This window comes from Altericroceibacterium endophyticum, from assembly GCF_009827595.1.
Classification (GTDB): domain Bacteria; phylum Pseudomonadota; class Alphaproteobacteria; order Sphingomonadales; family Sphingomonadaceae; genus Altericroceibacterium; species Altericroceibacterium endophyticum.
Window position 1 is genome coordinate 403,547 of record NZ_WTYT01000004.1, and the last position, 16,262, is coordinate 419,808.

The following is a 16,262-nucleotide window of genomic DNA, read 5'->3' on the forward strand; positions in this document are numbered from 1 at the left end:
TGCAAAGTGTCTGGCAACAAAGGTTCAGGAGGAAATATCGCCATGTTCGACCGTCGCTTTTTTGCCAGCAAGCTCGGCCAGGCCGCTCTGGTGAGCGTGGCCGCAATGGTTTCGTTCAACATCTTCGCACTCAGCCAGCAAGTCGGCATGACGCCCAATATGCTGGTCGCCAGCGTGCCGATGGCAACACTTGCCTGAGTGAGGCAGAAACAGGACAGATATTTTGACCGATGAAACCCCTCCCCCCAAAGCACCTGTCGGTGAGCGCATTCGCAAGAGCGGATTTTCCGCCCGTATCGACCGCGAGATCGACCGCCTTAAAAGCGGCACGAACCCGACCGGCAAGCTGAACACCACCGGAGTTCCCCTGATGGGCATATTTTCACGAACCCGCGACATTATCGCGGCAAATTTCAACGAACTTCTCGATCAGGCGGATGATCCGTCCAAGATGATCCGCATGATCATCCTCGAAATGGAGGAAACTCTGGTTGAAGTGCGCGCCAGCGCCGCCAGGGCAATTGCCGATCAGAAGGAAATGAACCGTCATGTCGGCAAGCTGGACCGCTTGTCAGCCGATTGGGCGGACAAGGCGCAGCTCGCCTTGTCCAAGGATCGCGAAGATCTGGCCCGCGCGGCCTTGATGGAAAAGAAGAAGGCCAATGATATGGCCGAGCAATTGCGCACCGAAATAACTGTGCTGAACGATGCTCTGCGCGCCTATGAAGACGATATTGCGAAGTTGCAGAACCGTCTGCGCGAAGCCCGCAGCCGCCAGACGCAAATCGCGGCCCGGCTCGAAAGTGCTGAAAACCGCGTCAAATTGCGCAGTCTGATGACCAGCGAACGCGTGGATGAAGCGCTCGCCCGGTTCGATCAGCTGGAACGCCGCGTCGATTATGCCGAAGGTCGCGCGGACGCGCTCAATATTTCCGATGATACCGGCAAGCCCAATCTCGCCGATGAAATCTCCGCTCTCGCCGGATCAGATCTGGTCGATGCCGAGCTGGAGGAAATGAAACGCTCTTTGGGCAAGGCTAGTGAAAAGAAGGGGGACTGACCCATGGATGAGGTAATTATCGTTGCGGCAATTTTCATCGGACTTCCATGGGTCATCCTGCACTATCTGACCAAATGGAAAACGGCGGCAACGCTGACCAATGATGACGAAGCCCTGCTGGAAGAACTGTACCAGCTGGCCCGCCGGCTGAATGAAAGAATGGACACGGTCGAACGCCTTGTCGCCAGCGACAATCCGGAATTCAAACCGTCCCGCCTACATTCCGCACGGCACGAAGAAGACACGCCGCTGAGCGAATTTGATCGCTTGCTGGCCGAACGGGGAGACAAGCGCAAATGAGCAGCCAACGCACAAAATTCTATCGCGACAAGCAGAATTCCAAATTGATGGGCGTGTGCTCCGGCCTCGCCGATTATACCGGGATCGAAGCGATCTGGTGGCGCCTGTTCTTTGTCGTCCTCACCCTCACGACCGGCTTTGGCATACCGATTTATTTCGTGCTCGGCCTGCTCGCCGACAAGAAGCCCGCGCATCTTTATACCGATGATCGGGAGAAGAAATATTGGCAGCGCGTCCGCCAGAGCCCGACCCGCACAGCGCGCGAAGTCCGCTCTCAATTCCGCGACATCGATCGCCGGCTTGCGGATGTGGAAAGCTATTACGTGCACAGCAATCCGCGCCTTTCGGCCGAAATCGAAAATCTGCGCTGATCTGACAAGACTGAAGGGACTGATACAATGGATACCGGCACGCTCGCACTTCTGATTCCGATAATGGCACTGTCCATTCCGCTGTTTCGGATCTGGACCAAGCACCAGAAGGAAATCGCCGAGATGGAAGTAGCCAAAACGGCAGAACGCGCGGCCCAATATGCGGCATCAAACAAGGAACTCGAAGACCGGGTCGCCGTGCTGGAACGCATCGTCACCGATCGCGGCTATGACATCGCCACCCAGATCGAAGCCTTGCGCGACACGCGCGAAGTAGAGGGCCTGACTGCCCGCAGCGAGAGCGGAATAAACTGAGCCTTGCGGCTCATCAGGCTTTATTTGGGAGGAAGAATATGGGTTTCTGGACGGTCGTTCTCATCATTGTCCTGGCTGGCATGGCCTTCAGTGCCTGGCGCACCAAGCACATGACGCAGCATGGCATCACCGAAGATTTCCTGGGAAATCAGTCGATCCAGGACCGCGGTGCGAGCGAAGAAATGCAGCGCGAATTGGAAGAATTGCGTGAACGCGTTCAGGTGCTCGAACGGATTGCGACCGATGACCGGGAATCAAAGCGCCTCTCGGCTGAAATAGACGAACTTCGCAAGAACTGATCCGCGTCAGGAATAAGGGGATTTGCAATGACCAGCCAATTTGTCCTTATCGCCGGCTTTTCACTGATCGGCGTCACCATTGTGGTTCTGGCCATTCTTAAAGGCTGGCAGGATTGGCTGGCCCTGAAATCGCGAGAGCTCGACAGCCGCACGCATCCCGCTGAATTCGACAGCAATGCGCGTGTCGGCGGGGGGCGAATAGAGATGGCAGATCTGAAAGAACGCATTCGGCGGCTGGAAGCCATCGCAAGTGGGGTGGACCTCTAGCCAAAGATTGATAGAGCACAGTGCATGCGATCACTGCACGATATACGCGAAGAATATGAATTCCTTGAAGGCGATGAACGCTATCGCCTGCTGATTGAACTGGGCCGGGATCTGGAAGAGATGCCCGCCCCGCTCAAGACAGATGCCACGCTGGTGCGCGGCTGTTCTGCCAGTGTCTGGATTTATCCGACGCAAAATGGCGATCAGCTGCATTTCCTGGCCGACAGCAATGCCGCAATTACCAAAGGCATTGTCGCGCTTGTGCTTTCAGCCGTTCAGGACAGACCCGCAAAAGAGGTCGCGGAGATGGATATTACCGCCGCGCTCGACCCGTTCGATCTGAAAAACCAGCTCAGTTCAAACCGTACGCAGGGCATCCCCAACATGATCGCGCTGATCAGGGAAACCGCCAGCCGAATCGCTGCCGACTGACATGCGCCGGCCGCTTTACATGGCGGCTGGTTTGCTTTGCGTGGCACTGGGCGCGATTGGCGCAGCCTTGCCGATTGTTCCCACCGTGCCATTTCTGCTGCTGGCGGCATTCTGCTTCGCCCGCAGCAATCCGGCATGGGAAAAGCGGTTGCTCGATCATCCGCATTGGGGCCCGCCCCTGCGCCGCTGGAGAGAGAAAAAGGCGATCAGCCGCAAAGCCAAATTGTCAGCGCTGGCGGCCATGACGGCGGGCGTCTTTTTTACCGGATTGACGCTGGGCTTTCCATGGGTGGGGATTTCCGTCGCGGTGCTGGGCATTTGCGGCGGCTGGATCTGGACGCGGCCGGAGGGTTAACTTCCCGGCCAGCCTTCTGCGGCGGCAAACATCACAGGCCCGTGCTGATTGTCAGGCGCCGGTGCTGTCTCTCACAATCGCGATACCCGCTTCACGCTGGCGCTTCAGCTCCGCTTTCAATTGCGCCGGATCGCGCGCCCAGACAAAGCCGAAACTGACGCCGCCTTCCTTGCCGATGGTCGCATGATGCAGCTTATGTGCCTGCACCAGCCGCTTGGCATAACCGCTTTTGGGCACCCAGCGAAAATAGCGCTGATGAACCAGCCCGTCATGTACCAGCGTGTAGATGATGCCATATCCCAGAATGCCGAGGCCAATCCATGTTCCCGGCCACCATGCAGCAGCGCCCATGACCAGCGGCGATCCGATGGCGAACATCGAAATGCTCAGCCCCGCCCCAACCAGCGCATAGAGATCATTCTTCTCCAGCAGATTGTCATGCGGCTCATGATGATCACGGTGCCAGCCCCAGCCCCAGCCATGCATGATATATTTATGGCTCGCCCAGGCGACCCACTCCATAGCGGCAATGGTTGCGACAACGATGATAAGGGGGGCAAGCCAGTTCATGATCCGGCCTTATAACCTCTCGCGGGGGAGGAATACAGTGTTCGCGGCCAGGAACAGAAATTACCGCGATATGCTGGAGGAGAATGACACTCGGCATCATCGCACCAGAGCCTCTCCTGTTATGGTGTGCAAAGTAAACCACGCGAAATCAGCATCACCTGTTTGGGCAGGAAGCCTTGCATAAACAGCACCATCCGCAGCGGGATGGCTAACCCGGCTGGCCTCGCTGCCGCCGCGACTTGAGCCGACTATAGATTTCGTACCTTGTCTTGCCGAAGTCGCGGGATTAGGCCGCGCGGCATGGCTAACAAACCCCGCACACTCTACGACAAGATCTGGGACGCCCATGTGGTTGAACGCCGCGATGATGGCACCTGTCTGATTTTCATCGACCGCCATCTGGTGCATGAGGTTACATCACCTCAGGCATTCGAAGCGCTGCGAATGAAGGGCCGCAAGCTCCGCCGTCCGGAGCTGACCTTGGCGGTACCCGATCACAATCTGCCTACCACCCCGCGGGTGGATGCTCAGGGCAATCGCGTACCGATCGAAGACCGCCAAAGCGCACAGCAGCTGGAAGCGCTGGAGAAGAATGTCGCCGAATTCGGCATCCGCTATTTCGGCGCCACCGCGCGCGAACAGGGCATTGTCCATGTGGTTGGCCCCGAACAGGGATTTTCCCTGCCCGGCGCGACGATCGTTTGCGGCGACAGCCACACGGCTGCCCATGGCGGCGTGGGCGCGCTGGCCTTCGGCATTGGCACCAGCGAAGTCGAACATGTCATGGCGACGCAGACGCTGCTGCTGAAACAGTCCAAGACGATGGAAGTGCGCATTGAAGGCGATTTGCCAACCGGCATTTCGTCCAAGGATCTGATCCTGCACATTATCGGCGTCATCGGCACCGCTGGCGGCACCGGCCATGTGATCGAATATCGCGGCAAGGTGTTCGAGGAAATGAGCATCGAGGGCCGCCTCACCGTTTGCAACATGTCGATCGAGGGCGGTGCGCGTGCCGGTCTGGTCGCGCCCGATGAGAAGACCTTTGCCTATCTCAAAGGCCGCGCTTTCGCCCCCAAGGGCGAAGATTGGGACCGCGCCGTTGAATATTGGCGCAGCCTGAAAAGTGATGAAGGTGCCACTTTCGACAAATCCGTGGTGATTGATGCCGCGGATATTCAGCCCAATGTCACTTGGGGCACCAGCCCGGAAGATGTCGTGCCGATTACCGGCACTGTCCCGGAGCCTGAAAGCTTTGCCGATCCTGCCAAACAGGAAGCCGCGCGCAAAAGCCTCGATTATATGGGCCTTACCCCCGGTCAGCCGCTGGCCGAGGTCGAAGTGCAGAACATCTTTATCGGGTCCTGCACCAACAGCCGGATCGAAGATCTGCGGGAAGCCGCCGCCGTGCTGAAAGGCCGCAAGAAAGCCGACCATATCAAATGGGCGATCATCGTTCCGGGCTCAGGTCTGGTGAAGGAACAGGCCGAAGCCGAAGGGCTGGACAAAATCTTCACCGATGCCGGTCTCGAATGGCGCGAACCCGGCTGTTCGGCCTGTCTGGGCATGAACCCGGACAAGGTTCCGGCGGGTGAACGCTGTGCATCGACCAGCAATCGCAATTTCGTCGGCCGTCAGGGCCCGGGTGCACGAACGCATCTGGTCAGCCCGGCCATGGCCGCCGCTGCAGCAGTAACCGGACGGCTGACCGATGTCCGCGAATTGATGAAGGAGGGCGCTTAACCGCCCCCTCCTCCCCCGTCTACCGCCAGCCGGGTAATAAGAGAGGCCCCATCCGACGTGCAGGAACGCAAAACCTCCTTCGCGCCGGTGGTGGCCAACGATACGCGGGTTCTGATCCTAGGCAGCCTGCCGGGTGAAGCCTCGCTAAAGGCGCAGCGCTATTACGCGCATTCGCAAAACAAGTTCTGGCATCTGGTGGGGTCAGTTATCGGCAGGGATCTGGCGGCGCTGGACTATTCAGACCGCCTGTCGGAATTACTTACACATCACATCGGCCTGTGGGATGTGGTCGAATCCGCCAGCCGAAAAGGCAGCCTCGACAGCGCGATCCGTGATGCGCGGCACAATGCGCTGGCAGATCTGGTGGCCACGCTGCCTGATCTGCGCTGCGTGGCGTTTAACGGGCAGAAATCAGCCCGCATCGGCATGCGGGAATTGGCGGATTTCGATGCCGAATTGCTGCCCCTTCCTTCATCCAGCCCGGCCTATGCGTCGATGAGCCTGACCGATAAAGAACAACTATGGGCGGGCCTTGGCAAATTCCTGCGCTAAACTCTTGCCTCGCCTTCCCGTGGGGAGCATTGAGGCGACATGAGTAAGAGCAAGACACCATCCAGCCTGAGCGGCAAGGCAGCTATTGCCGGCGCGATCGGATCCGCCGCAGTGGCCGCTGGCCTGCTTTACATGACCAAACGCAAGGAAAAGAAGGCGCCACCTGTCACCGGCCCGCATGGCGAACCCCCGGAGACCGATTGATGGAACCTGTCCGCGAAGTGGAAGGAAGGGCGATCCCCTTCGGCCGCAAGAATGTCGACACGGATCTGATCATCCCGGCGCGCTGGTTGAAAACGATCAGCCGTGAAGGTCTGGGCGAAGGTGCCTTTGAAAGCGTTCGCGCCGAAGAAGGGAATGTCTTTGACGATCCGCAGTTCAAGAATGCACCCATTCTGGTTGCGGGTGACAATTTCGGTTGCGGATCAAGCCGCGAACATGCCGCATGGGCATTGCTCGACATGGGCGTAAAAGCCGTGATCGCCCCCAGTTTTTCGGATATTTTTTCCGGCAATGCTTTCAAGAACGGCATTCTGACTGTTGTTCTGCCGCAAGCGCAGGTCGACCGTCTGCTGGAAGTGGCGGAAACTGACCCGATCACGCTCAATCTGGATGACCAGACTGTCACCACCCAGTTTCAGGATCGGTTCCATTTTGAAATCGACCCCTTCCGCAAGCATTGTCTGCGCGAAGGTCTCGACGAAGTAGGCCTGACCTTGTCGCAGGATGAAGTAATTTCCCGCTATGAAAAGGGGCAGGCAGAGAATATGCCCTGGTTCGCAAAGGGAACAGGGGTTGCCGCCTGACGGCCACCCCCGCTATTCCCGGTGATACTCTCTGTAAGGCAAGATACATGACTGATTTCAATGATCGCAAACGCGCCGAAGAGGCGAAATATGTAATGGATCAGGACACCGCCTTCCGCGTAATGGCGCGGCGCAACCGTCTGGTCGGCCAATGGGCGGCAGAGAAGATGAACCTGACGTCCGAAGAAACCGATGCCTATGCCAAAGCCGTGGTGCAGGCGGATTTTGAAGAAGCCGGCGATGAAGACGTCATCCGCAAATTGCTGGGTGATCTGACCGCTGCCGGTGTGGAAGTCGATGAATCGGCTGTTCGCGCCGCGCTGGCAGAAAAAACCATCGAAGCGCGCCGTCAGCTGATGGGCGAGGCCTGAACCATGGCGATGCAAGCTGCTGAAATCGAAACGCTGATCAAAGCTGCCCTGCCCGATGCCACGGTAAAAATCGAAGATCTGGCCGGTGATGGTGATCACTACAGCGCACATGTCACCAGCCCTGCTTTTGCCGGTAAAAACCGCGTTCAGCAGCACAAAATGGTCTATGAAGCGCTGGGTGGCCGCATGGGCGGTGAACTTCACGCCTTGCAACTGACGACCGGCATTCCCAATTGAGTGCCACACAGGCACTCACAAAACCGGGTTAATTTATGTCCGATACCAATCAGCGCATCGCCAAAATCGTTGGCGATAACGATGTCGTCCTTTTCATGAAGGGCACACCCTTGTTTCCGCAATGCGGCTTTTCCAGCCGTGCAGTGGCGATCCTTGAACATTGCGGAGTCGAATATGACAGCGTGGATGTGTTGCAGGACATGGAAATCCGCCAGGGCATCAAAACCTATTCAGAATGGCCGACCATTCCCCAGCTCTACGTAAAGGGCGAATTTGTGGGCGGCAGCGACATTCTGATGGAAATGTTCGAAGCTGGCGAATTGCAGCAGCTGATGCAGGAAAAGCAGGTCGCCAAGGCGAACTGACTGCCCTCATACAGCGGTAGTGAAGAACAAGGTCACCCCCACGGGTGGCCTTTTCTTTTGCGCGCAGCACAGATTTGCAATCGAGCCGCCAGCATATGCAGCCATGCGGCTGGGCAGATGCCCGATTATCCTGAAATGTTGTCTGGGGGATACCAGCCTTCGGGGAGGCAGGGCCGGAGACCAGTGGCCCCGCCTCGTTTCGAAGGTTGTAACGCCCTATACTATGCACACATCATGCCAAACACGGAAAAGCACGTATTTCTGGGATTTACCCCCTGCATAGCCTCAAGCTTGTCCGGCAACATGTAAACTAATCCGACACTGACCAAAGAACAAACACTGCCAGCTCCTGCAAGCATATTGATTTTGTCCATTTCCTGCTGGCATGAGGGCGCTCGTCATCCTATGAGATTTTTTGAAAATAACAATTTGTTGAGAGGACGGGCATTGGCCAAAAACAACACCATAACCTTCTATGATCTTCAGCTAGCCAGCGGCTGCACGATCAGTCCCTTTGTCTGGGCGACCAAATATGCGCTCAAGCATAAGGGCTTCGACCTTGACATTGTCCCCGGTGGTTTCACCGGAATCATGGAACGTACAGGCGGCAAGACCGAAAGACTGCCCGCGATTCAGGATGATGGCGAATGGGTGCTCGATAGCTGGCTGATCGCCGAATATCTGGATGAAAAATATCCCGACAGGCCAACTCTGATTGGCGATCCCTCGGTAAAAGTTCTGACACAGGCCATGGAAGCTTGGTTGTGGAAGACGGCGATCAGTCCGTGGATGACCTGCTACATCAAATCCTATCGGGACCGCTCACTGCCGCAGGATCACGAATATGTGACCGAATCGCGTGAACGGATGTTCGGCAACACGATGGAAAACATCATTGTTGGCCGCGAGGATCGCCTTCCCCTGGTGCCACCGCAGCTGGAATTGATGCGCACGACGCTGCGCAACAACAAGTGGTTTGGCGGGGATAGCCCCAATTATGCCGATTACCGCCTGCTGGCCGTTTTCCTGTTCCTGGCATCAGTAGCGGACACGCCAGCCCTGACCGAAGACGACCCCTTGCGTGACTGGATTGATCGCGGCTTCGACCTGTATGGCGGCCTTGGCCGGCATGAAGGCATGTCGCCGATCTTCGGGCTTAAACTGCGTGAAGGAGACCCCGAACCTTTCATCAAGGATCCGGCCAAAATGGGCGGCGGCCTTGCGTCACGAAATACCGGACCGCAGAGCACGCAGGAAGAAACCGCACATTTGCGCGGCACGAAAAAGTAACGCCCCGCGCGCCAGCTTTTCGAATGGGCTAGACTTCTAGCACGGCAGGCTTCGGACCATCCGCGTCCGGAGCCTTTTCCGTAAGGTTTGCGCCTTTCATCCCAATTCCGCGCAGGAAGAACTCGACGCGTTCCGCCACCGCTTGATGCGAATTGCATGTGATCGCACCGTGATTGATCGCCTCACAATATAGATCGGCGATAAACATGCCGAGGAAGAGATCGGCATTCCCTTCCGGCGTCCCCAGAAACTCTACGCCCTGGTTTCGCCAGCGCGCAAAAAGGCGCGCCAGCGAATCTCCGGTTCGCACCTGAGTGGTTTGGTGGAACATCGTCGAAAATTCCTGATTTTTCAGGCTGTGAGCGATGACGATACGGCTGAACGCAACCCGCTCCGGGTCCAGAAAACGGCGGGCAAATTCATGCCCCAAATCCAGCAGGATGGCGGCCGGCGCAGCGTCGCGCGAACCAATTTGCTGAACCACGATATCGCAGGACCTCACGTTTTCGTAAAGCACTGCTGTGAGCAGACCCTCTTTATTGCCGAACAATTTGTAAAGAGTCGCAAGCGAGCCACCGGCATAGGTCACCACATCAACCAATGTGGTGCTTTCATAACCCTGCTTGATAAACAGATCATGCGCCGCATCGATGAATGCGATACGCCTCCGGTCGAGACGGCTCCTTCCGCACTCCGTCATCCTCAACTCCAATTGCCAGACCCCCTTGCAGGCCAGTAATGTAATGGCTATTACGCCTTCGCATCTGCACAATCAACAGGACAGTTTTCATGCGCTCGCCTTTTATGATCTTGGCACTCAGCCTTGTGCTCGCTTCATGCGGAGGTGAGCAGCAGGCCCCGGAGCAACAAGCTTTACCTGTTGAAGTCATTGTTGTTTCGCCTGAGAAGGTCCCCAATGTGGTGGAACTGCCCGCGAGGGTGGAGCCGGTGCGGGTTGCGGAAGTGCGGGCGCGAGTCACCGGGATTGTGCAGAAACGCCTGTATGAGGAAGGCACCGATGTGCGGAAGGGCCAGGCTCTCTTCCGCATCGATCCGTCAGAGCTCCGCGCGACCTACGCCCAGACTGAAGCCGCGTTGCAACGCGCGAAAGCCACGGCCGCCAATGCCCGTGCAGTCGTCAATCGCTACAAACCGCTGGTCGATAAGAATGCAATCAGCGGCCAGGAATATGACGCTGCCGTCGCCGCCGCACGGGAAGCGGAAGCCAATGTCTCGCAGATCAAGGCCGAATTGCGCTCCGCTTCGCTTCAGCTGGGTTACACCACCGTCACAGCCCCGATTTCAGGCCGCGCAAGCCGCGCCCAGGTGACCGAAGGCGCGCTGGTTAGTCAGAGTGAAGGCACCTTGATGACGCGGATCGAACAAATGTCGCCCGTCTATGTCCGCTTTTCACAATCCGCGACCGAACTGATGGCGGTGCGCGGCGCCATCGCTGATGGTGATCTTTCGCTGGACGACAATGAACCTGTCGAAGTGCGCCTGTCCTTCCCCGATGGTACGGAATATCCCCTGCCCGGCGTGATCGACTTCCTTGATTTCTCGGTCGAGGAAAGCACCGGAACCGTGCAATTGCGCGCCGAGTTTCCCAATCCCTCCGGCATGTTGCTGCCGGGAGAATTCGTCCGTGCGAAAGTCTATGCCGGCATACGCAACGACGGTATTTCCCTGCCGCAGCGCGTCGTGACGGTTACCGATAATGGCGGCACCGTCTTTGTCGTTGATGGAAAAGGCCAGGTGGCCGCCCGCCCCGTTGAACTCGGGACGATGAATAATGGCAATTGGATCATCAATGGCGGCCTCAAAAACGGTGACCGGGTTATCTCCAATAATCTGCAGAAACTCCGCCCCGGCATGCCGGTCAAACCCGTCGCGCCCAAGAACAAAAAGACATCTGCACAATCCGGCGAGAAGGCCCCTGCGCCGAAGAAATCAGCCGCTGGCCAGGAGCGCTGATCCGTGCCTCGTTTTTTCATCGACAGACCGATTTTCGCCTGGGTTATTTCCCTTGGCATCCTGCTGTCAGGCATCATCGCCCTGCGCGCGCTGCCCATCGAGCAATATCCTGAAGTCGCACCGCCGTCGCTGACATTGAGCGCCGCCTATCCGGGCGCCGACCCCGATACGGTGGAAGAGAATGTCACGCAGATTATCGAGCAGCAGCTCAACGGTATTGACGGCCTGCTTTACATGGCATCCTCCAGTTCATCGAGTGGACTGGCGACGATCACCATCACATTCGAATCCGGCACCGATATCGACATTGCGCAGACGCAGGTTCAAAACCGTTTGAGCACTGTGGAGGCGCGCCTTCCCGAAGATGTGCGGCGTCAGGGGATTACTGTCCGGCAAACCGCGGATAACTTCCTGCAACTCGTCACCCTTACCTCCAAATCAGGCGACTTGTCCGGCACCGACCTCGGTAACATTGCCTCTCAGCAGGTCATTGACGAATTACGCCGTGTTCCGGGCATTGGTGATGTGCAGCTATTCGGTTCCGAATATGCCATGCGCATCTGGCTCGATCCGCAAAGGCTGGCTTCCTATGGCATAGCGCCTTCTGAAGTTCTGGCTGCAATCCGGGAGCAAAACAGTCAGACCGCAGGCGGTTCGCTTGGCGCTCAGCCTGTTATGAATGATCAGGAAATCACCGCTACCATCATCACGCAGAGCCGTTTTTCCACGGTCCGCGAATTTGAAAAGGTGATCCTGCGCGCCGAAAGCGACGGCGCCACGGTGCGTCTGTCGGATGTCGCCAGAATAGAGCTGGGCGCGAAAGATTACAGTTTCTACCCCTCCTTGAATGGTAAGCCCATGGCCGGGATGGGCATTCAGCTGGCATCAGGAGCCAATGCCCTGTCCGCCGCCGAAGGCGTCAGCGAAACGATGGAGGAAATCGGACCGAGCCTGCCCGCAGATGTCGAATGGCGCATTCCCTACGATACGACGCCCTTCGTCACATCCTCAATCGATGAAGTCGTCCGCACATTGGTCGAGGCGATGTTGCTCGTCTTTCTGGTGATGTTCCTGTTCCTGCAAAACTGGCGGGCTACGGTAATTCCCACATTGGTCGTGCCCATCGCACTTGCGGGGTCCTGTCTTGGTCTCTGGATTTTTGGCTTCACCATCAACGTGCTGTCACTGTTCGGAATGGTGCTGGCGATCGGTATTCTGGTCGATGATGCCATCGTCGTGATCGAGAATGTCGAACGCATCATGCACGAGGAGGGCCTCTCTCCGCCGGAAGCAACACGCAAGGCGATGGACCAGATCACCGGCGCCATTATCGGCATTACGCTGGTGCTGATTGCGGTGTTTATTCCCATGGCATTCTTTCCGGGATCGACAGGCGGCATTTATCGCCAATTCTCGGTCACTCTGGCCATATCCATTTTCTTCTCCGCATTGATGGCGCTGACCCTCACCCCTGCCCTGTGCGCAAGCTTCCTGAAGCCTGAGGCCAAGCGTGAGCAAAATACAGACCATGATGCAGATGCCGAGGGTAATGCAGGACGGCCTGAATTTGAGCCGGGTTGGCGCGGCTGGCTGACAAGAGGGGCATGGTACAAGCAACGCTTCTTCAACCGTTTCAACACATGGTTCGAAAAGATGACCCGTCGCTATGGGCGCAGCAATGACAAGATCTTGTCGCGTCCCCTGCGTAGTGCGGCCGTGTTTGCGGTCATCTGCGTGGTTACGGTGATGCTTTTCGCAAGACTGCCGACTGCTTTCCTGCCTACTGAAGATCAAGCCGAGCTGATAACAATCGTGCAGGCCCCCTCCGGGTCCACCCGCAAGGTGACCGAGGATACGATCAAGCAAGTCGAAGATTTCTGGAACGCACAGCCTGAAACAGAAGATCTCGTGACCATTCGCGGCTTCAGCTTCTATGGCCGCGGCCAGAACAACGCCTTGTTCTTTACCACGCTCAAGCCCTGGGGTGAACGCACCGATCCTGGAAGCAGCGCCAGCGCGCTGGCTGGGAAAGCCATGCAACGCTTCAGCCAGCTGGATCAGGGCTCTGCCTTCACCATTCAAAGCCCCCCGATTGCCGCGCTCGGCAATGCCAGTGGCTTTACCTTCAAGCTGGAAGATCGTGCGGGACTTGGCCGTGAAACCCTGACCGCTGCGCGCGACCAGATGCTCGGGCTGACAGCGCAAAGCGCAGTATTGGCCAACGTCCGGCCGGAGGATCAGCAGCCAACGCCGCAGGTGAAGGTCGATATTGACCGTGTTCAGGCGCGTGCGCTCGGCCTCGCCATATCGGATGTGAATGCCGCTCTGGCGATCAATTTCGGCTCTGCCTATGTCAATGACTTCAATCGGCAGGGCCGCGTGCTTCAGGTGCTGGTTCAGGCCGATGCAGATTACCGCATGACGCCGGACGATATCCTGAACCTGCGTATCCCCAATAGTCAGGGAGAGTTGGTTCCCTTCAGCAGCTTTGCAAATGTGAAATGGACCGCCGGACCGCCCAGTCTGGCGCGTTATAATGGCTATCCGGCCATGACCATTTCCGGTGAGGCTGCCCCCGGTGTCGCATCCGGAACGGCGCTGGCAGAAATGGAACGTCTGGCCAAAGAACTGCCTCAGGGAATCGACTACGAATGGACCGGCATCAGTTTCGAGGAGAAACAATCCGCTGGTCAGGTAGGCGCGCTGCTCGGCCTGTCGGTCATTGTTGTATTCCTGCTGCTGGCTGCACTTTATGAAAGCTGGTCAGTCCCGCTTTCCGTGCTGCTGATTGTACCGGCAGGTGTCTTCGGCGCCGTGGTCTTCTCTTTGCTGCGCGGCCTCTCCGCCGATGTGTATTTCAATGTCGGTCTGATCACGATCATCGGTCTGGCGGCTAAAAACGCCATTCTGATCGTGGAATTCGCGATTGAAGAGGAAGAAAGCGGCAAGTCGATTATCGACGCCGTCAAATCCGCGGCACAGCTGCGTCTGCGCCCGATCATCATGACGTCGCTGGCCTTCATTCTGGGCATGGTGCCGCTGGTGATCGCATCCGGGGCCGGTGCAGCAAGCCGTATCGCGGTTGGCTCCGGCGTTATGGGCGGCATGATTGCAGCAACGACTATCGGCATCTTCGTAATCCCGCTGCTCTATCTGCTGGTGCGCAAGCATCTCAGCCGGAGACAGCCGGAAGCAGTGGGCCATCTGGAAGAGAATGATCACAATCCGCAAAGCGGCCCGGCGGCCGGAGACAACGCATGACCCGGAAATTTCTGTCCACCGCAGCCATGGCGCTCGCCCTGTCCGGCTGCATCAATATGGCACCGGATCATGAGCGGCCGGCACTAACCACCAGCCCCGCCTATGATCCGGATTATCGCCCGGATGGGATGACCATTGCCAGCCGTCTGGGATGGCGTGACTTCGTCACCGACCCGCGGCTGGAGGAGCTTATCGCCACCGCCATACGCAACAATCGTGATCTGGTTGCGGCTACAGCGCGGATAGAACAGGCGCGGGCCCAATATCGGATCGATGACAGCCGCCGTCTACCCAATGTCGTGGCCGATGCCAGCGCAACCCGCTCTCGCACCCCGCTGACCGGTATTGCCGGGGCCGCCGCTGGGGGTGAGAACGCGCCCTCCTCCATCACCCAGAATCAGTTTCAGGTGGGTGTTGGCGTTTCATCATTCGAACTCGATTTCTGGGGCCGGGTGGCCAATCTGAGCGATGCGTCACGGGCGCAATATCTGGCCAGCGTCGCCAATCAGCGGGCCTTCTATCTCTCGCTGATTGCAGATGTTTCCAGCACCTATTTCCAGCTGATCGAAGCGGAAGAGCAGATTGCCCTCGCCGATGCGACAGCAAAAAGCCGTCAGGACGGCTTGGAAATTGCCAAGCTGCGCCTTGATGCCGGCGTGACCTCCGCCCTGCCCTATCGTCAGGCAGAGAGCCTGTTGACGCAGGCCCGGCAGCAATTGGCCAGTCAGCAGCTCGGCGCCGCCCAGTTGCGCAACCAGCTCTCGGTGCTGGTGGGTGGCCGAATTCCAGACCAATTGCCCCAACGCATGACGCTGGCCGCGCAGGATAATGGCATCCGCCTTGATCCTGGGCTCCCGTCGGATCTGATGCTGCTGAGACCTGACATTATCGCAGCGGAAGAACAATTGCGCAGCGCGCGCGCCAATATCGGTGCGGCCCGTGCGGCCTTCTTCCCGAGTATTTCGCTCACCGGCAATTCGGGTTTCGTCTCCAACGAACTCGACAATTTGTTCACTGATGGCGGACTGAGCTGGAGCTTCGGCCCCTCTATCAACCTGCCGATCTTTGACTGGGGCCAGCGCGAGGCCAATCTCGATCTCGCCAAAGCCCGCGAGGTCGAACAGGTCGCCAATTACGATCTGACCGTTCAGAACGCGTTTCGCGAAGTTTCCGACGCGCTGGCTGGCCGGCGCTGGCTGGCACAGCAAGTCGATACTCTGATTGCCGGGGTGGCCGCGCAGCAAAAAATCGCCGACATTGCCCGTCTGCGTTACCGCGAAGGCGTTGCCGATTATCTTGAAGTGCTGGATGCGGAGCGCAATCTCTTCACCGCGCAGCAGAATTTGCTGACGACACGGCGGGCTTATCTGCAGAACCAGACAACATTGTTCATCGCCTTGGGCGGCGGGTTGCAGAGTGCACAAGAGGATCTGGTCAGCCCCGCAGAGGACTAAATTCTTGTGACGAGGTCTGGCCGCTCCAGAGATCGGCCTCCCCAAAAGATACTGTTACCGTGATAGGGGTAGATGCGCTGCATCTGCCCCTTTCTTCATATTGATCGAGTACAGTTCTATCCGCCACATCATGGCGCTCTGTGCGTCAATCCGGCCTGTTCGGGGGACGTTTGTGGCACATCTCCCGATGGTCTCTTTCGCCTTGTGCCCATACAAAAAGGCCGGGAGAATTCTCCCGGC

Annotated in this window: 22 protein-coding genes; 20 read left to right on the plus strand and 2 right to left on the minus strand. The window is 57.8% G+C overall.

All coding sequences use genetic code 11. The features are described 5' to 3' along the window. The first annotated feature begins 42 nt into the window (after positions 1 to 42). From GRI91_RS15895 to GRI91_RS11115, 9 genes are read left to right on the plus strand one after another with little or no spacing between them, the layout of a single operon-like run. A complete protein-coding gene (locus tag GRI91_RS15895; protein ID WP_202385558.1) occupies positions 43 to 198 on the plus strand; it encodes a hypothetical protein in 156 nt (51 codons plus the stop codon). Positions 199 to 223: 25 nt separating this feature from the next. Beyond that, positions 224 to 1,060 (plus strand): phage shock protein PspA, encoded by an 837-nt coding sequence (gene pspA / locus GRI91_RS11080; RefSeq protein ID WP_237437799.1) that lies wholly within the window; start codon positions 224 to 226, stop codon positions 1,058 to 1,060. Between the two features lie 3 nt (positions 1,061 to 1,063). Beyond that, positions 1,064 to 1,360 carry an envelope stress response membrane protein PspB gene (gene pspB / locus GRI91_RS11085; protein WP_160736724.1) on the plus strand — a complete coding sequence of 99 codons (297 nt, stop codon included), beginning with the start codon at positions 1,064 to 1,066 and terminating at the stop codon, positions 1,358 to 1,360. After that, a complete protein-coding gene (gene pspC, locus GRI91_RS11090) occupies positions 1,357 to 1,731 on the plus strand; it encodes an envelope stress response membrane protein PspC (protein WP_160736725.1) in 375 nt (124 codons plus the stop codon). The genes pspB and pspC overlap by 4 nt, the downstream gene beginning before the upstream one ends. A 27-nt stretch (positions 1,732 to 1,758) precedes the next feature. Next, complete coding sequence (locus tag GRI91_RS11095; protein ID WP_160736726.1) at positions 1,759 to 2,046, plus strand: hypothetical protein; 288 nt, start codon at positions 1,759 to 1,761, stop codon at positions 2,044 to 2,046. A 38-nt stretch (positions 2,047 to 2,084) separates the two neighbouring features. Continuing rightward, the gene (locus tag GRI91_RS11100; RefSeq protein ID WP_160736727.1) at positions 2,085 to 2,345 is read left to right on the plus strand and encodes a hypothetical protein; all 261 of its coding nucleotides are present in this window, start codon (positions 2,085 to 2,087) and stop codon (positions 2,343 to 2,345) included. Positions 2,346 to 2,372: 27 nt separating this feature from the next. Then, positions 2,373 to 2,612, plus strand: coding sequence for a hypothetical protein (locus tag GRI91_RS11105; RefSeq protein ID WP_160736728.1), 240 nt, complete (start codon positions 2,373 to 2,375; stop codon positions 2,610 to 2,612). A gap of 24 nt (positions 2,613 to 2,636) precedes the next feature. Continuing rightward, a complete protein-coding gene (locus GRI91_RS11110; protein ID WP_160736729.1) occupies positions 2,637 to 3,044 on the plus strand; it encodes a SufE family protein in 408 nt (135 codons plus the stop codon). A 1-nt stretch (position 3,045) separates the two neighbouring features. Further along, positions 3,046 to 3,399, plus strand: coding sequence for a YbaN family protein (locus tag GRI91_RS11115; protein WP_160736730.1), 354 nt, complete (start codon positions 3,046 to 3,048; stop codon positions 3,397 to 3,399). A 51-nt stretch (positions 3,400 to 3,450) separates the two neighbouring features. Here the strand turns inward: GRI91_RS11115 and GRI91_RS11120 are convergent, their stop codons facing one another. Next, complete coding sequence (locus GRI91_RS11120) at positions 3,451 to 3,969, minus strand: sterol desaturase family protein (protein ID WP_160736731.1); 519 nt, start codon at positions 3,967 to 3,969, stop codon at positions 3,451 to 3,453. Between the two features lie 300 nt (positions 3,970 to 4,269). Here GRI91_RS11120 and leuC point away from each other — a divergent pair, with 300 nt between their 5' ends. The 8 genes from leuC to GRI91_RS11160 all read left to right on the plus strand — a co-directional run bounded on the left by leuC (position 4,270) and on the right by GRI91_RS11160 (position 9,333). Next, positions 4,270 to 5,712, plus strand: a complete 1,443-nt coding sequence (gene leuC / locus GRI91_RS11125; RefSeq protein WP_160736732.1) for a 3-isopropylmalate dehydratase large subunit — start codon at positions 4,270 to 4,272, stop codon at positions 5,710 to 5,712. A gap of 57 nt (positions 5,713 to 5,769) precedes the next feature. Continuing rightward, positions 5,770 to 6,264, plus strand: a complete 495-nt coding sequence (locus tag GRI91_RS11130; protein WP_337190362.1) for a DNA-deoxyinosine glycosylase — start codon at positions 5,770 to 5,772, stop codon at positions 6,262 to 6,264. A gap of 39 nt (positions 6,265 to 6,303) precedes the next feature. After that, positions 6,304 to 6,468 carry an isopropylmalate isomerase gene (locus GRI91_RS11135; protein WP_160736733.1) on the plus strand — a complete coding sequence of 55 codons (165 nt, stop codon included), beginning with the start codon at positions 6,304 to 6,306 and terminating at the stop codon, positions 6,466 to 6,468. After that, the gene (gene leuD / locus GRI91_RS11140; RefSeq protein WP_160736734.1) at positions 6,468 to 7,070 is read left to right on the plus strand and encodes a 3-isopropylmalate dehydratase small subunit; all 603 of its coding nucleotides are present in this window, start codon (positions 6,468 to 6,470) and stop codon (positions 7,068 to 7,070) included. The genes GRI91_RS11135 and leuD overlap by 1 nt, the downstream gene beginning before the upstream one ends. Before the next feature lie 47 nt (positions 7,071 to 7,117). Then, entirely contained in the window at positions 7,118 to 7,441 is a 324-nt protein-coding gene (locus tag GRI91_RS11145; RefSeq protein ID WP_160736735.1) for a DUF1476 domain-containing protein, read from the plus strand. 3 nt (positions 7,442 to 7,444) lie between these two features. Continuing rightward, positions 7,445 to 7,678, plus strand: a complete 234-nt coding sequence (locus GRI91_RS11150) for a BolA family protein (RefSeq protein WP_160736736.1) — start codon at positions 7,445 to 7,447, stop codon at positions 7,676 to 7,678. 35 nt (positions 7,679 to 7,713) lie between these two features. Beyond that, positions 7,714 to 8,043, plus strand: a complete 330-nt coding sequence (gene grxD / locus GRI91_RS11155; protein WP_160736737.1) for a Grx4 family monothiol glutaredoxin — start codon at positions 7,714 to 7,716, stop codon at positions 8,041 to 8,043. Between the two features lie 447 nt (positions 8,044 to 8,490). Next, positions 8,491 to 9,333, plus strand: coding sequence for a beta-etherase (locus tag GRI91_RS11160; RefSeq protein ID WP_160736792.1), 843 nt, complete (start codon positions 8,491 to 8,493; stop codon positions 9,331 to 9,333). Positions 9,334 to 9,361: 28 nt separating this feature from the next. Here GRI91_RS11160 and GRI91_RS11165 read toward each other — a convergent pair whose 3' ends face one another. Next, on the minus strand, positions 9,362 to 10,033 hold the full coding sequence (locus GRI91_RS11165) for a TetR/AcrR family transcriptional regulator (protein ID WP_160736738.1): 672 nt from the start codon (positions 10,031 to 10,033) through the stop codon (positions 9,362 to 9,364). A gap of 89 nt (positions 10,034 to 10,122) precedes the next feature. Here GRI91_RS11165 and GRI91_RS11170 point away from each other — a divergent pair, with 89 nt between their 5' ends. From GRI91_RS11170 to GRI91_RS11180, 3 genes are read left to right on the plus strand one after another with little or no spacing between them, the layout of a single operon-like run. After that, positions 10,123 to 11,307 carry an efflux RND transporter periplasmic adaptor subunit gene (locus GRI91_RS11170; RefSeq protein WP_160736739.1) on the plus strand — a complete coding sequence of 395 codons (1,185 nt, stop codon included), beginning with the start codon at positions 10,123 to 10,125 and terminating at the stop codon, positions 11,305 to 11,307. A gap of 3 nt (positions 11,308 to 11,310) precedes the next feature. Continuing rightward, positions 11,311 to 14,568, plus strand: coding sequence for a multidrug efflux RND transporter permease subunit (locus tag GRI91_RS11175; protein ID WP_160736740.1), 3,258 nt, complete (start codon positions 11,311 to 11,313; stop codon positions 14,566 to 14,568). Continuing rightward, on the plus strand, positions 14,565 to 16,022 hold the full coding sequence (locus GRI91_RS11180; protein ID WP_160736741.1) for an efflux transporter outer membrane subunit: 1,458 nt from the start codon (positions 14,565 to 14,567) through the stop codon (positions 16,020 to 16,022). The genes GRI91_RS11175 and GRI91_RS11180 overlap by 4 nt, the downstream gene beginning before the upstream one ends. Positions 16,023 to 16,262 lie beyond the last annotated feature (240 nt).

Excerpts from the sequence above, each read along its gene's own strand:
- GRI91_RS11170 (WP_160736739.1), top strand. The coding sequence starts at position 10,123 with ATGCGCTCGCCTTTTATGATCTTGGCACTCAGCCTTGTGCTCGCTTCA.
- GRI91_RS11110 (WP_160736729.1), top strand. The coding sequence starts at position 2,637 with ATGCGATCACTGCACGATATACGCGAAGAATATGAATTCCTTGAAGGC.
- GRI91_RS11180 (WP_160736741.1), top strand. The coding sequence starts at position 14,565 with ATGACCCGGAAATTTCTGTCCACCGCAGCCATGGCGCTCGCCCTGTCC.
- pspB (WP_160736724.1), top strand. The coding sequence starts at position 1,064 with ATGGATGAGGTAATTATCGTTGCGGCAATTTTCATCGGACTTCCATGG.
- GRI91_RS11115 (WP_160736730.1), top strand. The coding sequence starts at position 3,046 with ATGCGCCGGCCGCTTTACATGGCGGCTGGTTTGCTTTGCGTGGCACTG.
- GRI91_RS11145 (WP_160736735.1), top strand. The coding sequence starts at position 7,118 with ATGACTGATTTCAATGATCGCAAACGCGCCGAAGAGGCGAAATATGTA.
- grxD (WP_160736737.1), top strand. The coding sequence starts at position 7,714 with ATGTCCGATACCAATCAGCGCATCGCCAAAATCGTTGGCGATAACGAT.
- leuC (WP_160736732.1), top strand. The coding sequence starts at position 4,270 with ATGGCTAACAAACCCCGCACACTCTACGACAAGATCTGGGACGCCCAT.
- GRI91_RS11120 (WP_160736731.1), bottom strand. The coding sequence starts at position 3,969 with ATGAACTGGCTTGCCCCCCTTATCATCGTTGTCGCAACCATTGCCGCT.
- pspC (WP_160736725.1), top strand. The coding sequence starts at position 1,357 with ATGAGCAGCCAACGCACAAAATTCTATCGCGACAAGCAGAATTCCAAA.
- GRI91_RS11095 (WP_160736726.1), top strand. The coding sequence starts at position 1,759 with ATGGATACCGGCACGCTCGCACTTCTGATTCCGATAATGGCACTGTCC.
- leuD (WP_160736734.1), top strand. The coding sequence starts at position 6,468 with ATGGAACCTGTCCGCGAAGTGGAAGGAAGGGCGATCCCCTTCGGCCGC.
- GRI91_RS11165 (WP_160736738.1), bottom strand. The coding sequence starts at position 10,033 with ATGACGGAGTGCGGAAGGAGCCGTCTCGACCGGAGGCGTATCGCATTC.
- GRI91_RS15895 (WP_202385558.1), top strand. The coding sequence starts at position 43 with ATGTTCGACCGTCGCTTTTTTGCCAGCAAGCTCGGCCAGGCCGCTCTG.
- GRI91_RS11100 (WP_160736727.1), top strand. The coding sequence starts at position 2,085 with ATGGGTTTCTGGACGGTCGTTCTCATCATTGTCCTGGCTGGCATGGCC.
- GRI91_RS11135 (WP_160736733.1), top strand. The coding sequence starts at position 6,304 with ATGAGTAAGAGCAAGACACCATCCAGCCTGAGCGGCAAGGCAGCTATT.
- GRI91_RS11150 (WP_160736736.1), top strand. The coding sequence starts at position 7,445 with ATGGCGATGCAAGCTGCTGAAATCGAAACGCTGATCAAAGCTGCCCTG.
- GRI91_RS11105 (WP_160736728.1), top strand. The coding sequence starts at position 2,373 with ATGACCAGCCAATTTGTCCTTATCGCCGGCTTTTCACTGATCGGCGTC.